Raw genomic sequence first — 19,465 nt, 5'->3', positions numbered from 1 at the left:
GCTCACCCCGACAACCTGAAGCCGGGATCGCCGCCCCAGAAGAGCAGCGTCAGGACCATGTCGAGCACGACGACGACCACGATGCTGGCGCGGATGCCGGCGCCGGTCGCCTCACCCACTGCTTGGGGGCCACCGCCGACCTTCATGCCGTACCAGCAGTGCAGGAGCGCGATCACCAGCGCGAAGACGAGGATCTTGATGACCGAGAAGAAGATGTCGCGGCCCTGGATGAAGGTGGAGAAGTAGTGGTCGTACTGCCCCGGCGACTGGCCGAAGAGGAAGACCACCGACCACTGGGAGGCGACGTAGCTGCCGAGCAGTCCCACGAGGTAGAGCGGCAGGATCGCCACCATGCAGGCGACGACCCGGGTGGTGACGACGTAGCGCATGGAGCTGATCGCCATCACCTCCATGGCGTCGATCTCCTCGTGGATTTTCATCGAGCCGATCTGTGCGGTGAAGCGGCAGCCGACCTGGGCGCCGAGCGCCAGCGCGGCGATGAGCGGGGCGAGCTCGCGGGTGTTGGCACTGGCCGAGATGAACCCGCTCAGTGGGGCAAGGCCCACGATCTCGAGGCCGTTGAAGCCCTCGATGCCCAGCGAGGTGCCGGCCGCCACGGACAGCAGCACCATGACCCCGACGGTGCCGCCACCCACCAACAGCGCGCCGGAGCCCCAGGCGATGTCCTTGAGCTGGCGGAGCACCTCACGGGGGTAGAGCACGACCGTCGTCGGCACCTCGCGCAGCGCCTTGCCCGCGAAGCTGGCGAAGTGGCCCAGCAGCGCCAGCGAGCCCATCAGCGGATCCGTGACGCGGGCGAGGAGCAGGCTCCCCACACCGCGGGTGCGTGGCTGCACGGTCGCCATCAGGCCACCCCCGAGGGCACGAGCATCACGTAGACCTGCGTGAGGGCGACGTTGACCACCGCGAGCAGGATCACGCTGAGCACGACGGCCTGGTTGACGCCGTCGGCGACGCCCTTGGGCCCGCCGCGGGCCGTCAGCCCCTTGTGGGCGGCGACGACGGTGGCGATGAAGCCGAAGATCAACGCCTTGAGCTCGGCCAGGATCAGGTCGGTGGGCTGGCTGAAGCTGACGAAGGACTCCAGGTAGGTGCCGGCCGAGACGTTGCCGGTGCCGACGTTCATCACGAACGCCGTCGTCATCGCGGCCATTGCGACGACCACCGTGAGCAGCAGTGCGACGAGCAGGGCCGCCACCACGCGCGGCGCCACCAGGCGTTGCACCGGATTGATGCCCATCACTTTCATCGCGTCGACCTCCTCGCGCACCGTCCGCGCACCGAGGTCGGAGCAGATCGCGGACCCGACGGCACCGGCGATCATCAGCGACGTGACCAGCGGGGCGCCCTGGCGGAGCACGCCGATGCCGTTGACGGCGCCGCTGAAGGAGATCGCTCCGATCTGGTTCGCGACGCCGCCGATCTGGACCGAGGTGATGACGCCGAAGGGGATGGCGACCAGGATCGTGGGCAGCAGCGAGACCCGCGTCATGAACCAGGCCTGCAGCAGGAACTCCGACCAGGAGAACCGCCGGGCCACGATGTCGGTGGCGGCGAAGTAGCTGGCCTCTGCAGCGAGGATCACCAGGCTGCCGCTGGTGCGGATTCCCTCCCGGAGGCGGCCCGCGAGGTCGTCGACGACGGACCTCCCCGAGGCGAGCACCGTGGCCATCCGCCCACCCTTCGTCGCTCCAAGCTCCCTGCCCAAGGCACCAAGTGCCCGTTGCTCGGTGTAACACTTATCACGTCGGGGTGGTTACGCCCGCGGTCGGCCCAACCCGTGGGAGCGCGCGGGCAGGTGCGTCCGCGGTGCCATGCGCGGCCCGCGGCGCGGGCGGTGGAGACCAGCGGCACCGACCAGGAACGGCACCCGTCCGCGATGGGGACGCCAGGGCTCCAGGTAGTCCGCGAGCTCGGTGTCGTCGAACGCGCGCCCGGTCAGGGCCCAGCCCACGTCCTTGGCGACGTGGTAGTCGCCGTACGAGACCGCGTCGGGGTCGCCGAACGCGCACTGGCGGACCTCGGCGGCCGTCCAGACGCCGACGCCCGGGAGCGAACGCAGGGCGTCCTCGACCTCGGACAGGGGACGTCGGGCCAAGCGGTCCACCGCGGACGCGCGGCTCGCCGCCTGCACCACCGCGCGCGAACGGGCCGGGTCGATGTGCATCGCCAGCCACGCCCAGGACGGGATGCCCCGGATCGTCTCCGGCGCCGGCTGCAGCGCGACGCCGACCTCCGACCCGGGCCCGGGCGCTGCCTCCCCGTGGCGTCGCACCAGGGAGCGGAAGCCGGCGAAGGCCTCCTGACCGGTCACCTTCTGCTCGATGATGCTCGGCACCAACGACTCCAGCGGCAGTCCGGTGCGTCCCAACCGCAGGTGGGCGTGGTGCCGGCGGGCACGGGCGAGCACGTCGTGGCGCGGCTCGAAGTCGCTCCAGTCGTCGTGGGCGCCCAACAGCTCGGGCAGTTGGTCCAGCGCCCACGCCGCACCCGGCCCCCATGCCTCGGCCGCGACCGAACCGTCGCGACGGAGGTCGGAGACGGCGAGCGTCACCGGGCCGGCCGGCGTACGCGCGGCGCGCCAGTGGCGACCTCCGACGCCGAGCCGCATCGTGGGATCGCCGCCGCCGCGTCGTTGCTGGCCCAGGATCGACCGGACGGGGCACGGCCAGTCCGGCACCCACAGCCGCTCCAGGTGATCTCGACGCACGGGTCGAGCCTAGGGTCACCGCCTGAGAGGCGGCGCGCGACTAGACTGTGTCACCAGTTCGTGAAACGTCTTCGCATCGGGAGCCCCGCGTGACCGCAGTGTCCAGCACGTCCTCCACCCGTCGGCCGCGCCTGGACCAGGAGATGGTGCTGCGCACGGCCGAGGAGCTGGTCGACCGCGACGGCTACGACGCGCTCACGATGACCTCCCTGGCCGCCGAGCTCGACGCGCGCGTCTCCTCCCTCTACAACCACGTCGCGAACCTCGAGGACCTGCGGGCACTGATCCAGATCCGCGCGATGGGCCTGCTCGGCGAGCGTGTCAGCAGGGCCGCGATGGGCCACTCGGGCGCGGACGGGCTGCGGGTGCTCAGCCACGAGCTGCGCACCTTCGCCCGCGACAAGCCGCAGCGCTACGCCGCGATCACCCGGCCCGCGATCGATCGCGACGCGTTCTTCGAGGCCGCCGCGGGGCCGATCGAGGCGCTCTCGGTGATGGTGCGCTCGGCCGGGCTGCCCGAGGAGAGCCTGATGCCGACCGCGATGGCGATCTTCGCGGCGCTGCACGGCTTCGTCTCCCTGGAGGTGGCCGGCTACTTCGGCGGGCTGGACGACCAGCTCGACGAGGTCTACGAGAAGGTCGTGCGCGGTGCCGTCACGGCGGCCGTCCTCGAGGCGACCCACGACTGAGACGGCTCCGATGCTGCTGCAGGAGGTCGTCGCCACCTCACGCGCCGTCTCCGCGACCCGGTCGCGCAAGGAGAAGGTGCGGTTGCTGGCCGCCGTGCTCGCCGAGGCGCCCGCCGGGGAGCGTCCGCTCGTCGCGCGCTACCTGGGCGGTTCGCTGCGGCAGCGGCGCACCGGCGTCGGCTGGCGCTCGCTGGGCGACCTGCCCTCCCCCGCGGACGAGGCGACGCTGACGGTCGCCGAGGTGGACGCGACGCTCGAGAAGGTCGCCGGGCTCTCCGGCCCCGGCTCGGCCGGGATGCGGCGTACCCGCACCGAGGAGCTCTTCGGACGCGCCACCGAGGACGAACAGGCGTGGCTGCGCGGCATCATCACCGGCGAGGTCCGCCAGGGCGCGCTCGAGGCGATGCTGACCGAGGCCGTCGCGGCTGCCGCCGACCTGCCCGTGAAGCAGGTGCGGCGGGCGGCGATGCTGGCCGGTGGGACGGCGTACGTCGTCGAGGCGGCGTTCGAGGGCGAGGAGGCGCTGGCCGGGATCGGACTGACCGTGGGACGCCCAATCCAGCCGATGCTCGCCTCGTCCGCGCCCGACCTCGCGGCGGCACTGGAGAAGGTGGGCGCCGACGCCGCGGTGGACGCGAAACTCGACGGGATCCGGATCCAGGTGCACCGCGACGGTCAGGACGTGCGCATCGCGACGCGCAGCCTCGACGACATCACCGAGCGGCTGCCCGAGGTGGTCGAGATCGTCCGCTCACTGCCCGCGGACCGGCTCGTGCTCGACGGCGAGGCGATGTGGCTGGCCGACGACGGGGGGCCCCGGCCCTTCCAGGAGACCGCGTCGCGGACAGCGAGCGGCAGTGGCGGTGCGGTGACGCCGTACTTCTTCGACCTGCTGCACCGCGACGGCCGCGACCTGCTCGACCTGCCGGCCCACGAGCGGTGGGCCGAGCTCGACGACCTCGTGCCCGAGCCGTGGCGGGTGACCCGCTGGCGTGGCGAGGATCCCGCCGACGCGCAGGCCTTCGCCGACGACGTGCTCGCCTCCGGGCAGGAGGGCGTGGTGGTCAAGGCGGCCGGAGCGACGTACGACGCCGGCCGCCGCGGCGCCGCCTGGGTCAAGGTGAAGCCGGTCCACACCCTCGACCTGGTCGTGCTCGCCGTCGAGTGGGGATCCGGCCGCCGACGCGGGTGGCTGTCGAACATCCACCTCGGCGCCCGCGATCCCGACGGTGGCTTCGTCATGCTCGGCAAGACTTTCAAGGGCATGACCGACGAGATCTTGGCCTGGCAGACCGAACGCTTCACCGAGCTCGCGACCGTCGACGACCCCGCGGCCGACTGGGTCGTCCCGGTGCGTCCCGAGCAGGTCGTCGAGATCGCCTTCGACGGACTCCAGCGCTCCACCCGCTACCCCGGAGGCCTCGCCCTCCGCTTCGCCCGCGTGCTCCGCTACCGCGACGACAAGAGCGCCGCCGAGGCCGACACCATCGAGGCCGTGCGCGATCACGCCGACGGACCGACTCGCGGGCACTGACGGGTAGGTTCCTCGCGTGCAGGGAGCAAACGGAACGTTCCGTAGCGGCCAGATGGCCTTTGAGTCGACGCCAGCCGCGAGCCTCATCCAGTCCATCGAGACCGAACTTGGCGTCCGGTTGCCTGAGGCGTACGTCGCTCTTGCGCGACAGCACAATGGCGGCCACTTGGCACGAGACGCCCATCGGACAGACACACCGACGACGTGGGCCGAGGATCACGTTGGCGTCACTTCGATCGCCGCTATCGGACACACGGCACCCTTCAGCCTTTGCGGTGGACTCGGGAGCACCTTCTGGATTAGTGAATGGGGGTATCCAGACATCGGGGTCTACTTCGCAGACTGCCCGTCTGCGGGACACGACATGATCGCGCTCGACTACAGAAGCGAGGGCGAGCCACGTGTTGTGCACGTCGACCAAGAGGTCGGCTATCGGATCACCCCACTCGCACCTGACTTCGCGACATTCATCGACGGCCTTGCCAAGGAGGACTAGTTTCCGTAACTGCGGTCCCCGGAAGACTTTCAAGGGCATGACCGACGAGATCCTCGCCTGGCAGACCGAACGCTTCACCGAGCTCGCGACCGTCGACGACCCCGCGGCCGACTGGGTCGTCCCGGTGCGTCCCGAGCAGGTCGTCGAGATCGCCTTCGACGGACTCCAGCGCTCCACCCGCTACCCCGGAGGCCTCGCCCTCCGCTTCGCCCGCGTGCTCCGCTATCGCGAGGACAAGACCGCCGCCGAGGCCGACACCATCGAGACCGTGCGGACCCACGCCGCCCGCTGAGAGCTGCGGGCGTGCCGATGGCCCCGCGCGTGGGCGGGGTGTGGTGGCGGGGTCATCGTCGGTGGGTCTGCCGGTGGTCGAGCCTGTCGAGACCGTGCTCGAGGGTGCGGGTGCCGTGGTGGTCGACGAGGTACTGGTGGCCGTGGGGGCTGGTCCAGAGGTACTGGCCGGGGTCGAGGACGGTGTAGCCCCACGTCGAGTGGGTCTTCGCTCGATGATGACTTCGACAGAGCGGGACCAGGTTGCAGGGACACGTGGAGCCACCCGCGGCGTGGGGTGTGGCGTGGTCGAGATCGCAACGCGTGGCGCGGCGTTGGCAGTGCGGGAAGGCGCAGTGGGGATCACGGAGGTGGACCTGGCGTCGGTGGCGGTCGGGGATCTCGTAGGCCTCAACAGGCTCGTGGCCCGTCAGGTCGATCACGGGCCGGACGATGACGGTGGCGCCCGGCGTGCCGCACCAGTCGCGGACCTGCCCGGCGGTGACGGGACTGCGGGTGTTGCCCAACCGTCCGATGGTCTCGCCGTCAGTGGTGAGGGCGGTGTCGGTGAGGTGGACGTGCAGGTCGACCGTGCGGCGGCTCGTCGTGGTGGTGGTCCGGTTCTTGGTGGTCGAGCCGCGCTCGTGAGGGACGAGCGATCGCGTGTCGAGACCCAGGGACTGATCGCCCCGAGCGAGGTCGCCGGCGGCCATGGAGCGGCGTACGCCGCGTGAGGCATCACAGCCCAGGTCGGCGAGTTCTCGGGCGCGGTCGCTGATCGCGGCGTCCAGGTCGAGCGCGTCGGCGGTGTCGAGGATCCCCTCGACCCCGACCGTGCCCTCAATCCTGGCGTCGTGGGTGTGGACGTCGAACCGGCGCCCGTCGGCGGCCTCACGCCGCCGCTGCTCGGCGGCGGTGGGGTCGAACCGGGCCAGTGCCTCCTCGACCAGCCGATCGACCTGGGCGAAGGTGCAGGTCGCCGCGAACCGCGCGAGATGCCGGTCCACGTGGGCGGCAGCGTCTGCCGGGAGCAGTCGGGTGCTGTCGGCGATCCTGAGCGCGCGCCACACCGGCACGCGTCCCGCGAGCACGGCCTGCCAGATCGAGGGCAGCCGGTAGGCGGTCTCGAGGACCTTCCCCACATGGTCCCGCCCCGCGATCGTGGACCGTCCGAGGACGGCGCACAGCTCCATCAACGCGAACTCGCTGACGAGCGGTGCACCGTCACCGGCGATCGGCACGCCGCTGTCGACGTACCCATCACTGATCGTCGCCGCATCCGCCGACTCCTGGACGGTGTTGAGTCCGGCCCAGGCCACGATGTCGCGGGCCTCGCGGACCTCGGAATCCCGCCGTAGCGCCACCTCGGCCCGCACCGAGCCCAACAGCTCCGCGGTGGAACGGTGCGGTTGCGGCTGCGTGGACATGGGTTCAGTAGATCACCGAGCACCGACATCGCGACCGCATGAACCAAGCCCCTGTGGACAACTAGCGAGGAGCGGTCCGAGGGGGCCTCGACACGACGCCGCTCGTCCCTCACGGCGCCGGCTCGACCAGCAAGACCAGCCTCCGTGCCGAGAGGCCACCCGCACGCGGCCGCGTCCTTCGTGGCGTCGGCTCGACCAGCAAGGGGCGGGGTTCCTCACGGCGTCGGCTCGACCAGCAAGGTTGGCCGCGTCCCTCACGGCGCCGGCTCGACCACCAAGGAAGCCCACCGGCGGGCTCGGCGAGGGTTCAGGCGGGTTGGGGCAGGACCAGCGCCAGGGCGGAGCGGACGAGGTGGTCACGGACCTGTGCCGACGAGACCTGGTCGACCACCGGCACGCCGGGGGCCTTCTCGGTGACGAGGATCCCGAGCCGGGCGAGCTGGAGGGCCCCGAGGCCGCTGGCGTAGAGCATGTTGGCGAGCACGCTGGCGTCGTCGTTGATCTCGAAGGCGCCCGCCTCGGCGCCGCGCGACAGCACGTCGGAGAGGATCGTGAGGCACGAGGTGATGCCCACGCCCAAGCGGTAGAGCGCACCCTCGGCGATCTCGTCGAGCAGTTCGTCGCCGGGGCGCAGCATCAGCTGCTGGGCGCAGTCCACGAACGCCGGGTGGGCACACCCGTAGTCCACGAACGCGCCGACGATCGCGGCCAGCTGCTCACGCGGCGCGTCGGTGGAGTCCGCTGCGGCCTGCATGGCGTCGTGCAGCTCGCCGAGATAGCCCACCAGAGTCTCGGCGAAGAGCTCCTCCTTGCCGGAGAAGTGGCGGTAGACGATCGCGCGGTTGATGCCGACGGCCTTGGCGATGTGCTCGATCTGGACGTCGCGCACCCCGCGCTCGTCGAAGATCTCCCGTGTCGCCGCGACGATCTGCGCCTTGCGCTCGCGGCGCCGGGCGGCCGCGGCCTTGCGCCGCCCGTCGACCGGGCTCGATTCCGTCGCACTCGCCATGCTCGCAGTGTACGGGACGTGCAACTCGGAGTTACAGCACTTGTGACCCACCCGACGAACGCCGCGGGCCCGCCCGGATCACTCCGGACGGGCCCGCGGTCAGCAGGTGTGCGACCTACTTCTCCAGGATCGCCACGACGCCCTGGCCACCGGCCGCGCAGACCGAGATCAGCGCACGGCCACCACCGTTGGCGTCGAGCAGCTTGGCGGTGTTGGCCACAATCCGGCCACCGGTCGCAGCGAACGGGTGACCGGCCGCGAGCGAGGAGCCCTTGACGTTGAGCTTCTCGCGGTCGATCGAGCCCAGCGGACCGTCGAGACCCAGGCGCTCCTTGCAGAACACCGGGCTCTCCCACGCGGCGAGCGTCGAGAGAACCTGCGAGGCGAACGCCTCGTGGATCTCGTAGAAGTCGAAGTCGCCCAGCGACAGGCCGTTGCGGGCGAGCATCCGCGGCACGGCGTACGCCGGCGCCATCAGCAGGCCCTCCTTGCCGTTGACGAAGTCCACCGCCGCGACCTCGGAGTCGACGAAGTAGGCCAGCGGCTTCAAGCCGTGCTCCTCGGCCCACTCCTCGCTGCCGAGCAGCACCGCGGAGGCGCCGTCGGTGAGCGGGGTGGAGTTCGCCGCGGTCATCGTCGCGGCCTCGCCCTTGCCGAAGACCGGCTTGAGCTTGGCGAGCTTCTCCACCGAGGAGTCGCCGCGCAGGTTGTTGTCGCGCTCGAGCCCGCGGAACGGCGTGATCAGGTCGTCCTGCCAGCCCTCGTCGTACGACGCGGCCATGTTCTGGTGCGAGGCCACCGCGAGCGCGTCCTGGGCCTCGCGGGTGATCTGCCACTCCAGGGCGGTCAGCGCCTGGTGCTCGCCCATGGACAGCTTGGTACGGGGCTCGCCGTTGGACGGGATCGCGATGCCGATGTCGCCGGGGCGCAGCGAGGCGAGCACGGCGAGGCGGTCCTTGTTGGTGCGCGCGTTGTTGAGCGCGATCAGCTTCTTGCGCAGCTTCTCCGAGATCGCGATGGGGGCGTCGGAGGTCGTGTCCACGCCGCCGCCGATGCCGGAGTCGAGCTGGCCGAGCTTGATCTTGTTGGCGATGTAGTTGATCGCCTGCAGACCGGTGCCGCACGCCTGCTGGAGGTCGACCGCCGCGGTCTCGGGCGCCAGGCCGCTGCCCAGCACCGACTCGCGCACGAGGTTGAAGTCGCGGGCGTGCTTGAGCACCGCACCGCCGGCGACCTCGCCGACGCGTTCACCGGTCAGGCCGTGGCGCTTCACCAGCCCGTCGAGCGCAGCGGTGAGCATGTCCTGGTTCGAGGCGGTGGCGTAGGCACCGTTGGATCGAGCGAAGGGGATGCGGTTACCGCCGAGTACAGCGGCCCGACGTACGTTGTCTGCCATGCCTGACATCCTCGCCCACGACCGGCGCGGGAGAGAACCCTTTGTAGGCCAGATCACGAAATGTGGACACCGAGTTACACATCTAGTTACATGTCTCACGAGCGTGCCAGGGGGACCTGGACCACGTGGACAAACCTCGAAGACCGCGCCGCGGCCCCGCCGCAAGCGCCCCACCTCAGCGGAGGCATCCATCCATGAGTGACAAGTACCGCGAGTTCGCCTCGTCCCCGGTCGGCAAGCTGCTGGTCAAGAACCTCGGGCTCCCGGCCCCGACCAAGCTCGACCGCTACACCGAGGGCGCGCCCCTCGTCGAGGGCAGCGTCCTCGTCGGCGGCACCGGCCGTCTGGCCGAGTCCCTCCAGGGACTGCTCGGCACCCTCGACATCGCCGCGACCAGCAGCGCCGGAGACGGCGAGCAGTTCAAGGGCATCGTCTTCGACGCCACCGGCCTGACCAGCTCGGCCGACCTCGTCGCGCTCCGCGACTTCTTCACCCCGGTCCTGCGCAGCCTTGAGCCCTGCGCCCGCATCGTCGTCCTCGGGACGCCGCCCGAGCAGACCAGCGGCAGCGAGCGCATCGCACAGCGCGCCCTGGAGGGCTTCACCCGCAGCCTGGGCAAGGAGATCGGCAAGGGCAGCACCGTCCAGCTGGTCTACGTCGCCGAGGGCATGGAGGCCGGCGTCACGAGCACGCTCGGCTTCCTCCTCTCCCCCAAGTCGGCCTACGTCTCCGGCCAGGTCGTCCGCATCGGTGCCACCGGCAAGACCAAGGTCGCCGAGGTCGCCGACCACACCAAGCCACTGGAGGGCAAGGTCGCCCTCGTGACCGGCGCCAGCCGCGGCATCGGCGAGGCCATCGCCCGTGTGCTCCACCGCGACGGCGCGACCGTCGTCGGCGTCGACGTGCCCCAGGCCGCCCACGACCTCAAGGCGCTCATGGACGAGCTCGACGGCGACTGGCTCACCCTCGACATCACCGCCCAGGACGCGCCGCAGCGCATCGCGCACCACCTGAAGGAGAAGCACGGTGGCGTCGACACGGTCGTGCACAACGCCGGCATCACCCGCGACCGCAAGCTCGCCAACATGGCGGCAGGCGACAAGGGCGACCGCTTCGCCTCGGTGATCGACGTCAACCTCACCGCGCCCGAGCTCATCACCCGCGAGCTGCTGGACCAGTCGGTCGTCAACGCCGGCGGCTCCATCGTCGGCGTCGCCTCGATCGCCGGCATCGCGGGCAACGTCGGGCAGACCAACTACGCCGCTTCCAAGGCCGGCGTCATCGGCATGGTCGACGCCTTCGCCGGCGAGCTCAAGGACGGCATCACCATCAACGCCGTCGCGCCGGGCTTCATCGTCACCCAGATGACGGCCGCCGTGCCGTTCGCGACCCGCGAGGTCGGGCAGCGCCTCAACGCCATGTCGCAGGGCGGGCTCCCGGTCGACGTCGCCGAGACCATCGCCTGGTATGCCAACCCGGCCTCCTCCGCGGTCAACGGCAACGTCGTCCGCGTGTGCGGCCAGATGATGCTGGGGGCCTGAGATGAGCGACAACGTCCGCGTCATCGAGGGCGGCGGTGGCGGCGTACTCGGTCTGGCGAAGGCCGCGCTGCCGACCGTCCCGGTGCTCAACCAGCTGCCCGGCGTCAAGAAGACCGCCAGCGACCTGCCCGACCTCGTGCTGCGGCGCGAGGACGTGGCAGTGGAGCGTGCCGCCGTCGACCGGTACGCCGCGGTGTGTGGCTTCCCGACCAAGGACGTCGCCCCGGTCCCCTACCTCCACATGCTCGCCTTCCCGCTGCACATGGAGATGATGACCGACGCCGCGTTCCCGTTCCCGGCGATGGGCACGGTGCACCTGGAGAACTCCATCACCCAGCACCGGCCGGTCGCGATCGGTGAGTCGGTGTCGCTCTCGCTGCGTGCGCAGCACCTGCGCGCCACCACCAAGGGCCGTGCCTACGACATGGTCGTCGACGCCACGGTCGACGGGGAGACGGTGTGGGAGTCGGTCTCGACGTACCTGCGACTGGGCGGGGGCGACAAGGAGAACGGCGACCGCGGCACCGAGTTCCGCGCCGTGGAGGCGTCCTCGATGACGTGGTCGGTGCCGGAGAACATCGGCCGCCGCTACGGCGCGGTGTCCGGTGACCGCAACCCGATCCACCTCCACCCGCTGACCGCCAAGGCGCTGGGCTTCCCGCGCCACATCGCGCACGGCATGTGGAGCAAGGCCCGCTGCATCGCGGCGCTGGAGAACCGCCTGCCCGAGGCGGTGAAGGTCGAGGTCGCCTTCAAGAAGCCGATCCTGCTGCCCGGCAAGGTCGCCTTCGGCGCCGAGCAGGGCGCCGACGGCTGGGACTTCACCCTGGTGAAGCCCTCCTCGGGGGCACCCCACCTGCTGGGGCGTACGACGTCCCTGTAGCCGCGCGCCCCGCCCGCGCAGCCGCATCGAGTCGGCGCCAACTCCCGAGTTGGCGCCGAGTCGGCGCGTTCGGGAGCCGAGTTGGCGCCGACTCGACACCGCGACAAACCTGACCAAATTGGGTCATGAACCGCGATCCCCACCGGGCGGACGATCTGAGCCATCGAAGGGGGCAGCGATGGCGACGATGGCAAGCGGTTCCGGGACGGTTGGATCTCGCAGCAGGCGAATGCTGTGCTGGCTGGGGGTGGTCCTGCCACTCGTGCTGGGCGTCCTGGCGGCGCCGCCCCTGACGCCGACGGCACGGGCCGTGCCCGGCGACGTCTCCTTCGTCGGCTCGGCGGCCACCAAGGGCAACCGGGCCAACCACAAGGTGAACGTGCCCGGACGGGTCCACGCCGGCGACGTACTGCTGCTCCACCTGGTGCTCAACAAGCGCACTGCGATCCGCACGGTGCCGGGGTGGCAGGTCCTCCGCACCCGCAACGGCAAGGGCGTCCGCGCGCGGGTCTGGACGCGCGTCGCGACCCGCGCCGACGCCGGGTCGCGCGTGCGGGTCCGGACCGGCGCCCGCGCGAAGTCGGTACTGACCGTCGGCGCCTACCGCAGCTCCGCGCCCGACCCGCGGGTCCGCGCCGTCGCCAGTGGCGGGTCGAACAAGTGGCGCAAGAAGCACCACTCCCCCCGTGCCCGCGTGGCGCGGGAGGACTCCTGGGCGGTGTCCATCTGGTCCGGGCGGTCCAAGAAGGCCGTCGGCTGGCGGCTGCCCGGCGCCGTCGACCGCCGCCGCATCGCCTCCGCGCCCGGCAAGGGCCGCGTCAGCGCCGCCTGGGCCGACTCCGGCGGCACCATCGCGACCGGCACGACCCCACGGCGTACGGCGCGCACCACGCGTGCGGCACGGTCGGCGCTCTTCACCGTCGTCATCGGCCCGGGGCAGCGCAACACCGCACCGACGGCCGCCTTCACACCGAGGTGTGAGCTGCTGACCTGCACCTTCGACGCCGCGGCCTCCTCCGACCCCGAGGACGACGACCTCACCTACGCCTGGGACTTCGGCGACGGCGACACCAGCACCGATGCCCGCCCCGAGCACACCTACGCCAAGGGCGGTCCCCGCACCGTGCGGCTCACCGTCAGCGACGGCGAGCACACGCACACCGCCACCCACGACACCGACCCGTGGGACCCCGACGCGTCCGGTGAGATCGCCTTCGTCGCGGCCAGGGCGAGCGGCGACAACCGCACCGCGCACTCGGTGCGCATCCCCGACGCGGTCCGGGCCGGCGACCGGCTGGTGCTGTTCCTGGTCGCGAACTCGACGGAGACCGGGATCGGCGACGAGCTGCCCGGATGGGAGCTGCTGCAGTCCCGCGACGGCAACGGCATCCTGGGCCGCGCCTGGACGCGCAGTGCCATCCCCTCCGACGGCGGCCGCACCGTGACGGTGCCCGGCACCGACTACGCCAAGTCCACGATGAGCATCGCCGCCTACCGCAGCACCGGCGAGTCCGAGGTGTCCGCCTCGGCCGTCGACGGGGTCGACAACGGCGCCGGCACCGAGCACACCGTCCCCGACACCGAGGTCGAGCAGTCCGGGTCGTGGCTGGTGCACCTGTGGAGTGAGAAGTCCTCCACCGAGGACACCGTCTGGACCGTCCCCGAGGGGGTCACCGAGCGGGCCCAGCACGCGGCGACGGGCCCCGGCAAGGTCAGTGCCGTGCTCGGCGACTCCGACGCCGGCCAGCCGGCCGGACCGGCCCCCGGCGGCACGGCAACCACCAGCACCGTCGCCTCGCAGTCGATGCTGTTCTCCGTGGCCGTGCGCCCCGGCAAGGACGCCACGCGCACCAATCGAGCACCGGTGGCGGCGTTCGCGACCGGCTGCGCGGGCCTGACGTGCGAGTTCGACACCACCGACACCTTCGACGTCGACGGTGACGACCTGACCTACGCCTGGGACTTCGGCGACGGCAACACCAGCACCGCCCCCCACCCCGAGCACACCTACGCCGCTCCCGGCGAGCACACCGTGCGACTGACCGTCAGCGACGGTGACCTCGAGGACTCCGCCGAGGGCTCGGCGACCTCGGCGGCCCCCAACACGCCGCCGGGACACGAGCAGCTCGTCCCGACCTCGCCGCGGACCGACCAGCCCGAGATCACCGACGGTGAGATCTGGGACATCGAGGTCGTCGGCAACTGGGTCTACGTCGCCGGCTCGTTCACCGAGATCCAGCAGCCCGGCAACGGCCCCGTCATCGAGCAGCCCGAGCTGGTCCGCTACCGGTGGGACACCGGCGAGGTCGACACCGACTTCCGCCCGACCTTCACCAACGGCCACGTCAACGCGGTCGAGGCCACCCCGGACGGCAGCAAGCTCTTCATCGGCGGCGACTTCGGCACCGTCGACGGCCTCAGCCGCAAGGCCATCGCGAGGATCGACCCCGAGACCGGCGCGCCGCTGGAGCACTGGCAGGCCAACGGCAACGGCAAGGTCTTCGAGCTCGCGGTCACCAACACCACCGTGTACGCCGGCGGTCGCTTCACGACCCTGGACAACGTGCCCCGGGGCGGCCTGGCCGCGCTGGACGCCGAGACCGGCGAGGTGCGCTCGGACTTCGTCAACGACATCACCGGCGGCATCGGCACCAACGGCGGCCTCGCCGTCCAGCGCCTCATGCTGACCCACGACGAGGGACGCCTCCTCGTGGTCCACACCGGCCGCCAGATCAACGGCAAGGACCGCTACGGCATCGGCATCATCAACACCCGCACGAACAAGCTGACCCCGTGGCGCACCAAGCTGTGGGAGGACAACCTGCAGTTCGTCGGAGGCATCCAGCGCATCTACGGCGGCGACGTGTCGCCGGACGACTCCCGGATCGTGGTCACCAGCGGGTCCGGGGGTGACCGACCGCCGATCAACGACACCGTGGTCGTCTTCGACCTCGACGACGATCCCGACGCCCAACCCGTGTGGATCGCACGGCACTTCGACTCGGTGTACTCGGTGGAGTGGACCGAGGCCGGCCTCTACATCGGCGGCCACTTCCAGTGGGCCGAGTCGGCGACCGCCCCGGTCCCCTGGCCCGGACTGGACGACCAGGGCTACGGCACCGGCCAGGGCCTCTCCGGATACGGGCTGGGCGACTCCGTCGTGAAGCGGTTCCACCTCGCCGCCCTCGACCCCGAGGAGGGCTACGGGCTGGAGTGGTACGTCTCGTCGAACTCCTACGAGGGCGACAAGCACATCGAGGCGACGCCGCAGGGCCTCTTCATCGGCGGCGACGGCAACACCAAGGGTGGCTACAACGTCGGCCGCATCGGCTTCTTCGACTTCGACGACCTGCCGCCCCAGAACGGCACCCGCACCGAGATCACCGACCCGATCGAGGGCCGCATCAAGGCCGCCGAGGAGGAGTTCGAGATCACCGGCACCGCGAGCGCGGCCTCCGGGATCGAGCGGGTCGAGGTGCAGGTCACCCAGGGAAGCCGGTACCTCAACGAGGAGATGTCCTTCCAGGCGGGTCCCCACACGTTCGAGGCCACCCTCGACCCCGGCACCGGCGAGCGCACCTGGCGCCTCCCGGTCACGATCGCGGGCAACCGCGAGCTCGAGGTCCGCGCGACGGCCGTGGCCGACGGTGGTCCCCGGGACAACAGTCCGGCCACCAAGCGCTTCGAGACCTTCGGGCTCTCCGACCTCCCTCCCGACGCACGGATCACCGAGCCCCGCGGCACGGTCAACGCGTTGACGTTCACCGTCGAGGGAGAGGCCAGTGACGACGTCGGGGTCAACGCGGTCAGCTTCACGCTGCGCGACAGCCAGAACCGCTACCTCCAGGCCGACGGCACCGTCTCCGGCGCCTACCACACCTTCCGGGTCGAGCCGCACGTCGTCGGTGCCCCGCAGACCACGTGGTCCCACGAGATCACCGTGCCGTACGAGGACGAGTGGTGGGCCCAGGTGCGGGCGACCGACACCGCCGGCCAGACGTCGCTGGACACCTCCGACCGCCGGTGGAACGTGACCGAGAACGGCCAACCGCCCACCGTGTCGATCACCGCCCCCGGTGTCATGGTGCCCCCGACCGCGGCCCAGCCGGTCACCGTCGAGCCGGGGAGCCCACTGACCTTCACCGGCACGGCCACCGACGACGAGGGACTGAGCCGGGTCGCGATCTCGCTGCGGAACCGCACCACCGGCGAACAGATCGGCACCGACGGTCAATGGAGCACCGCGACCAACTGGTACGGCTTCGAGCTCACCGACCCGAACTTCGACCAGCCCAACCTCAACTGGAGCTGGACCACCCCGACAGCACTGACCCCCGGGGTCTACGACTTCGCGGTCAGCGCATCGGACCACACCGGCCTGTCCACCTCCTTCAGCGACCGGGCGCAGATCCAGGTGATCGCCCAGGTGCCCGGTGACGAACCACCCAACGGGCTCCTCGACGTGACCGGCACGATCACCGGCGGCCAGGAGCTCGTCCTGGAACTCAGCGGCTCCGCGACCGACGACCAGGGCGTGCAGCAGGTGCGTGTCGAGCTCGAGGAGCGCGACACGCGGCGCTACCTCCGACCCGACGGCACCCTCTCCGCGGCGTACGCCACCCTCGAGGCGACGCTCGCCTCGCCGGGAGCGACCAGCACCACGTGGAGCCTGCCGGTCGACCTGCCGACCGAGGGCGACTGGCGGGTGACGGCGTACGCCGTCGACACGGCGGGGCAGCAGGACCCGTCCACCTCCGGGGCGAGCGCCCGCTACGTGATCTACCCCGGCGACCGGGCCCCGACGCTGACCGAGAACTTGCTCAACCCGCTCGAGGACAGCGAGTTCGTCGACGGCAAGGTCTTCGTCAGCGGCCGGGCCGAGGACGACCGGTCGATGGCCGAGGTCGAGGTCGCCGTGGTCAACGAGGCTGGCGAGTTCATGGGCTCGACGGGGTCGTTCGGCAGTCGGGAGAGCTGGCGCGGCGCCTTCCTGACCAGCCCGGGGACCCCCGGCTCGAACTTCTCCTACACCACGCCCGTCATCCCGCCGGGGGCGTACGTCGTCCGGGTGCGCGCGATCGACCACCACGGGTTCGTGAGCGAGGTCCACGAGCGCAACGTCACGGTGACCCACCCGCCGAACGACCCGCCCGTCGCCAGCTTCACGGTGGACTGCACCGAGAACGTCTGTGCCGTGGACGCTCGTGGTTCCACCGACGAGAACACCCCGACGCTGGCCTACGACTGGGACTTCGGCGATGGTCGGGGCGACGACGGGCCGGTCCGCAGCCACACCTACACCGGGCCGGGCGAGTTCACCATCGTGCTCACTGCTCGCGACGAGTGGGGCGCCACGGCCACCGCGGAACAGGTGGTCACCATCACCGAGCCGCCCGGCAACCGGGCACCGACCGCGGTCATCCACCCGCCGTCGTGCGCGGCGCTGTCATGCAACTTCTCCTCGGTGGGATCGGCCGACCCCGACACCGGTGACGCGATCAGCCGGTCCTGGGACTGGGGCGACGGCACGCCCGGCAGCACGTCCAGCTCACCGTCCCACACCTTCCCCGAGGCCGGCTTCTACACGGTGAGCCTGACCGTCACCGACGGGTGGGGCACCGCCACCACGGTCACCCGGGAGGTGACGGTCACCGCGGAGTGACCTCAGCCGCGTGGTCGGATCAGTCCCTCCTGGGCACAGGTCGCGACCAGGGTGCCGTCCTGGGTGTAGATGTGGCCCAGCGAGAGGCCGCGCGCGCCCTGGGCGGAGGGCGACCACTGCTCGTAGAGCCACCACTCGTCGGCGCGGAAGGGACGGTGGAACCAGATGGTGTGGTCCAGCGAGGCCATCTGGGTCCTGGCGGGGTCCGCGTCGTGCGCGGCGAGCGCAGCGCCGAGCAGCGAGACGTCACTGGCGTAGGTGAACATCGCCAGGTGCTCGACCGGGTCGTCGGAGAGCTCGCCGTCGATGCGCAGCCACACCCGGGTCTGGGAGACCTGGCGTTCGTCGGGCTCCAGGCCGTAGGTGCTGTTGCCCATCCAGCGGACGTCGAGCGCCTCCCACTCCTTGGCGAGACCCTCCTCGGCGCCGCGCTCCTGCATCAGCTCGACGAGGTCCATGCCCTCCTCGGGCGGCTTGACCGAGGGCATCGCGTCCTGGTGGTCGTACCCCTCCTCGGCCCGCTGGAAGCTGAGGGTCTGGTAGTAGATCGCCCGGCCGTGCTGACGCGCCACCACCCGACGGGTCGCGAAGGACTTGCCGTCACGGATCCGCTCGACGTCGTAGATGATCGGGACCTGGTAGTCACCGGGCAGCAGGAAGTAGGAGTGCAGCGAGTGCACGTGGAAGTCCGACTCCACCGTGCGGGTGGCGGCGATCAGCGCCTGCGCTGCGACCTGTCCGCCGTAGACCCGTTGCCGGATGGTCTCGGGCTGCTGGCCGCGGTAGAGGTCGACGTCGAGGTTCTCGATGTCCAGCAGTGCGACGAGCCGCTTGGTGGCGTCGGCCGACTCCCGTTCGCGGTCAGTCACGCTGGTCCCCTCCGGAGGTGTCGTCGGGGCCGTCCAGGCCCGCGAGGAACTGCTCGAACTGTTCGCCGATCTCCTCGCCGGTCGGCAGCGGACGGTCCTCGGCCAGCAGGCTCGATCCCTCGTCCTCGGCGCGCTCGAAGGCGTCGTACTGCTGCTCCAGCGCGGCGACCACGTCGGCCACCTCCTCGTTGGCGGCGAGGTAGCGGGCGATCTCGGACTCCTTCTCCTCCGCCTGCTCCGCGACGTCGGTGCGGTCGACGGTGAGGCGTGCGGCGAACTCGACCTGCTCCAGCAGCGCCAGCGACGCCCGCGGGTAGTCCAGCTGGGCGAGGTAGTGCGGCACGTGGGCGACGAAGCCCTGCGCGTCGTGGCCCCACTCCCCCAGCCGCACCTCGAGCAGCGCCTGGGCGCTGCTGGGCACGCGGAGCTCACCGCGCCACGGGCTGGTGCCGGTGAGGAGCTCGTCGTTGTTGGCGTGGTGGGTGATCGCGATCGGCCGCGTGTGCGGCACGGCCATGGGCACCGAGCCCATGGCGACCACGAGGTGGACGCCGAACCGGGTGATGACCTCCTCCACCGCCCGGCAGAACGCCTCCCAGCGCGTGTCGGGCTCGGGACCGTGCAGCAGCAGGAACGGCGCACCCTCGGCGTCACGGAGCAGGCGTACGACGAGGCGTGGCGCGTCGTACGCCTCGTAGTGGTCGCGCACGAAGGAGATCGGTGGCCGGCGGGCTCGGTAGTCGTGCAGCTGGTCCACGTCGAAGGTGGCGACGACCACGCCCTCGGGCTTGCCCCCGGGGCCGTCCGCGTTGATCAGGTGACCGGCGGCCAGGGCGGCGGCGTTGCCGGCGTCGAGGAACCCGTCGAGCGCGAGCACCATCGGCAGGCGCCGGACCTCCTCGAGCTCCGGCACATCGTCGACGATGTGCACCAGGCGGGGCGATTGCGCGTTGCTCAC

15 protein-coding genes are annotated in these 19,465 nt (G+C 71.1%); 7 read left to right on the top strand and 8 right to left on the bottom strand.

Annotated features, from left to right (window positions below):
* Window positions 1-2: 2 nt before the first annotated feature.
* From KUV85_RS04030 to KUV85_RS04020, 3 genes are all read right to left on the bottom strand, one after another.
* The gene (locus KUV85_RS04030) at window positions 3-866 is read right to left on the bottom strand and encodes an MlaE family ABC transporter permease (protein ID WP_219961936.1); all 864 of its coding nucleotides are present in this window, start codon (window positions 864-866) and stop codon (window positions 3-5) included.
* Window positions 866-1,693 carry an MlaE family ABC transporter permease gene (locus KUV85_RS04025; RefSeq protein ID WP_219961935.1) on the bottom strand — a complete coding sequence of 276 codons (828 nt, stop codon included), beginning with the start codon at window positions 1,691-1,693 and terminating at the stop codon, window positions 866-868. The genes KUV85_RS04030 and KUV85_RS04025 overlap by 1 nt, the downstream gene beginning before the upstream one ends.
* Window positions 1,694-1,777: 84 nt before the next feature.
* The gene (locus KUV85_RS04020) at window positions 1,778-2,731 is read right to left on the bottom strand and encodes a DNA-3-methyladenine glycosylase family protein (RefSeq protein WP_219961934.1); all 954 of its coding nucleotides are present in this window, start codon (window positions 2,729-2,731) and stop codon (window positions 1,778-1,780) included.
* Between the two features lie 89 nt (window positions 2,732-2,820).
* On the opposite strand from KUV85_RS04020, the gene KUV85_RS04015 reads away from it, so the two are divergent.
* From KUV85_RS04015 to KUV85_RS04000, 4 genes are read left to right on the top strand one after another with little or no spacing between them, the layout of a single operon-like run.
* Window positions 2,821-3,420, top strand: coding sequence for a TetR/AcrR family transcriptional regulator (locus tag KUV85_RS04015; RefSeq protein WP_219961933.1), 600 nt, complete (start codon window positions 2,821-2,823; stop codon window positions 3,418-3,420).
* A 10-nt stretch (window positions 3,421-3,430) separates the two neighbouring features.
* Window positions 3,431-4,954: an ATP-dependent DNA ligase gene (locus tag KUV85_RS04010; RefSeq protein ID WP_219961932.1), complete on the top strand. Its 1,524-nt coding sequence runs from the start codon at window positions 3,431-3,433 to the stop codon at window positions 4,952-4,954.
* Window positions 4,955-4,970: 16 nt separating this feature from the next.
* On the top strand, window positions 4,971-5,450 hold the full coding sequence (locus KUV85_RS04005; protein WP_219961931.1) for an SMI1/KNR4 family protein: 480 nt from the start codon (window positions 4,971-4,973) through the stop codon (window positions 5,448-5,450).
* 37 nt (window positions 5,451-5,487) lie between these two features.
* Window positions 5,488-5,742 carry a hypothetical protein gene (locus KUV85_RS04000; RefSeq protein ID WP_219961930.1) on the top strand — a complete coding sequence of 85 codons (255 nt, stop codon included), beginning with the start codon at window positions 5,488-5,490 and terminating at the stop codon, window positions 5,740-5,742.
* Between the two features lie 52 nt (window positions 5,743-5,794).
* On the opposite strand, the gene KUV85_RS03995 is transcribed toward KUV85_RS04000, so the two are convergent.
* The 3 genes from KUV85_RS03995 to KUV85_RS03985 all read right to left on the bottom strand — a co-directional run bounded on the left by KUV85_RS03995 (window position 5,795) and on the right by KUV85_RS03985 (window position 9,552).
* Entirely contained in the window at window positions 5,795-7,147 is a 1,353-nt protein-coding gene (locus KUV85_RS03995; RefSeq protein ID WP_219961929.1) for an HNH endonuclease signature motif containing protein, read from the bottom strand.
* A 307-nt stretch (window positions 7,148-7,454) separates the two neighbouring features.
* Complete coding sequence (locus KUV85_RS03990; protein ID WP_219961928.1) at window positions 7,455-8,156, bottom strand: TetR/AcrR family transcriptional regulator; 702 nt, start codon at window positions 8,154-8,156, stop codon at window positions 7,455-7,457.
* A gap of 115 nt (window positions 8,157-8,271) precedes the next feature.
* Window positions 8,272-9,552: an acetyl-CoA C-acetyltransferase gene (locus KUV85_RS03985; protein ID WP_219961927.1), complete on the bottom strand. Its 1,281-nt coding sequence runs from the start codon at window positions 9,550-9,552 to the stop codon at window positions 8,272-8,274.
* A 194-nt stretch (window positions 9,553-9,746) separates the two neighbouring features.
* On the opposite strand from KUV85_RS03985, the gene KUV85_RS03980 reads away from it, so the two are divergent.
* The 3 genes from KUV85_RS03980 (at window position 9,747) to KUV85_RS03970 (ending at window position 17,638) form a co-directional block, all read left to right on the top strand.
* The gene (locus tag KUV85_RS03980; protein ID WP_219961926.1) at window positions 9,747-11,093 is read left to right on the top strand and encodes a 3-oxoacyl-ACP reductase; all 1,347 of its coding nucleotides are present in this window, start codon (window positions 9,747-9,749) and stop codon (window positions 11,091-11,093) included.
* 1 nt (window position 11,094) lies between these two features.
* A complete protein-coding gene (locus tag KUV85_RS03975) occupies window positions 11,095-11,976 on the top strand; it encodes a MaoC family dehydratase (protein WP_219961925.1) in 882 nt (293 codons plus the stop codon).
* Window positions 11,977-12,223: 247 nt separating this feature from the next.
* Entirely contained in the window at window positions 12,224-17,638 is a 5,415-nt protein-coding gene (locus KUV85_RS03970) for a PKD domain-containing protein (protein WP_219961924.1), read from the top strand.
* Window positions 17,639-17,640: 2 nt separating this feature from the next.
* On the opposite strand, the gene KUV85_RS03965 is transcribed toward KUV85_RS03970, so the two are convergent.
* Together KUV85_RS03965 and KUV85_RS03960 are read right to left on the bottom strand one after the other, a co-directional pair.
* On the bottom strand, window positions 17,641-18,507 hold the full coding sequence (locus KUV85_RS03965; protein ID WP_219961923.1) for an acyl-CoA thioesterase: 867 nt from the start codon (window positions 18,505-18,507) through the stop codon (window positions 17,641-17,643).
* A complete protein-coding gene (locus KUV85_RS03960) occupies window positions 18,500-19,465 on the bottom strand; it encodes a proteasome assembly chaperone family protein (protein ID WP_219961922.1) in 966 nt (321 codons plus the stop codon). Before KUV85_RS03960 ends, KUV85_RS03965 begins: the two co-directional genes overlap by 8 nt.

The sequence above is a fragment of the Nocardioides panacisoli genome, assembly GCF_019448235.1.
Taxonomy (GTDB): domain Bacteria; phylum Actinomycetota; class Actinomycetes; order Propionibacteriales; family Nocardioidaceae; genus Nocardioides; species Nocardioides panacisoli_A.
This window is presented reverse-complemented; position numbering and strand designations above follow the sequence as displayed.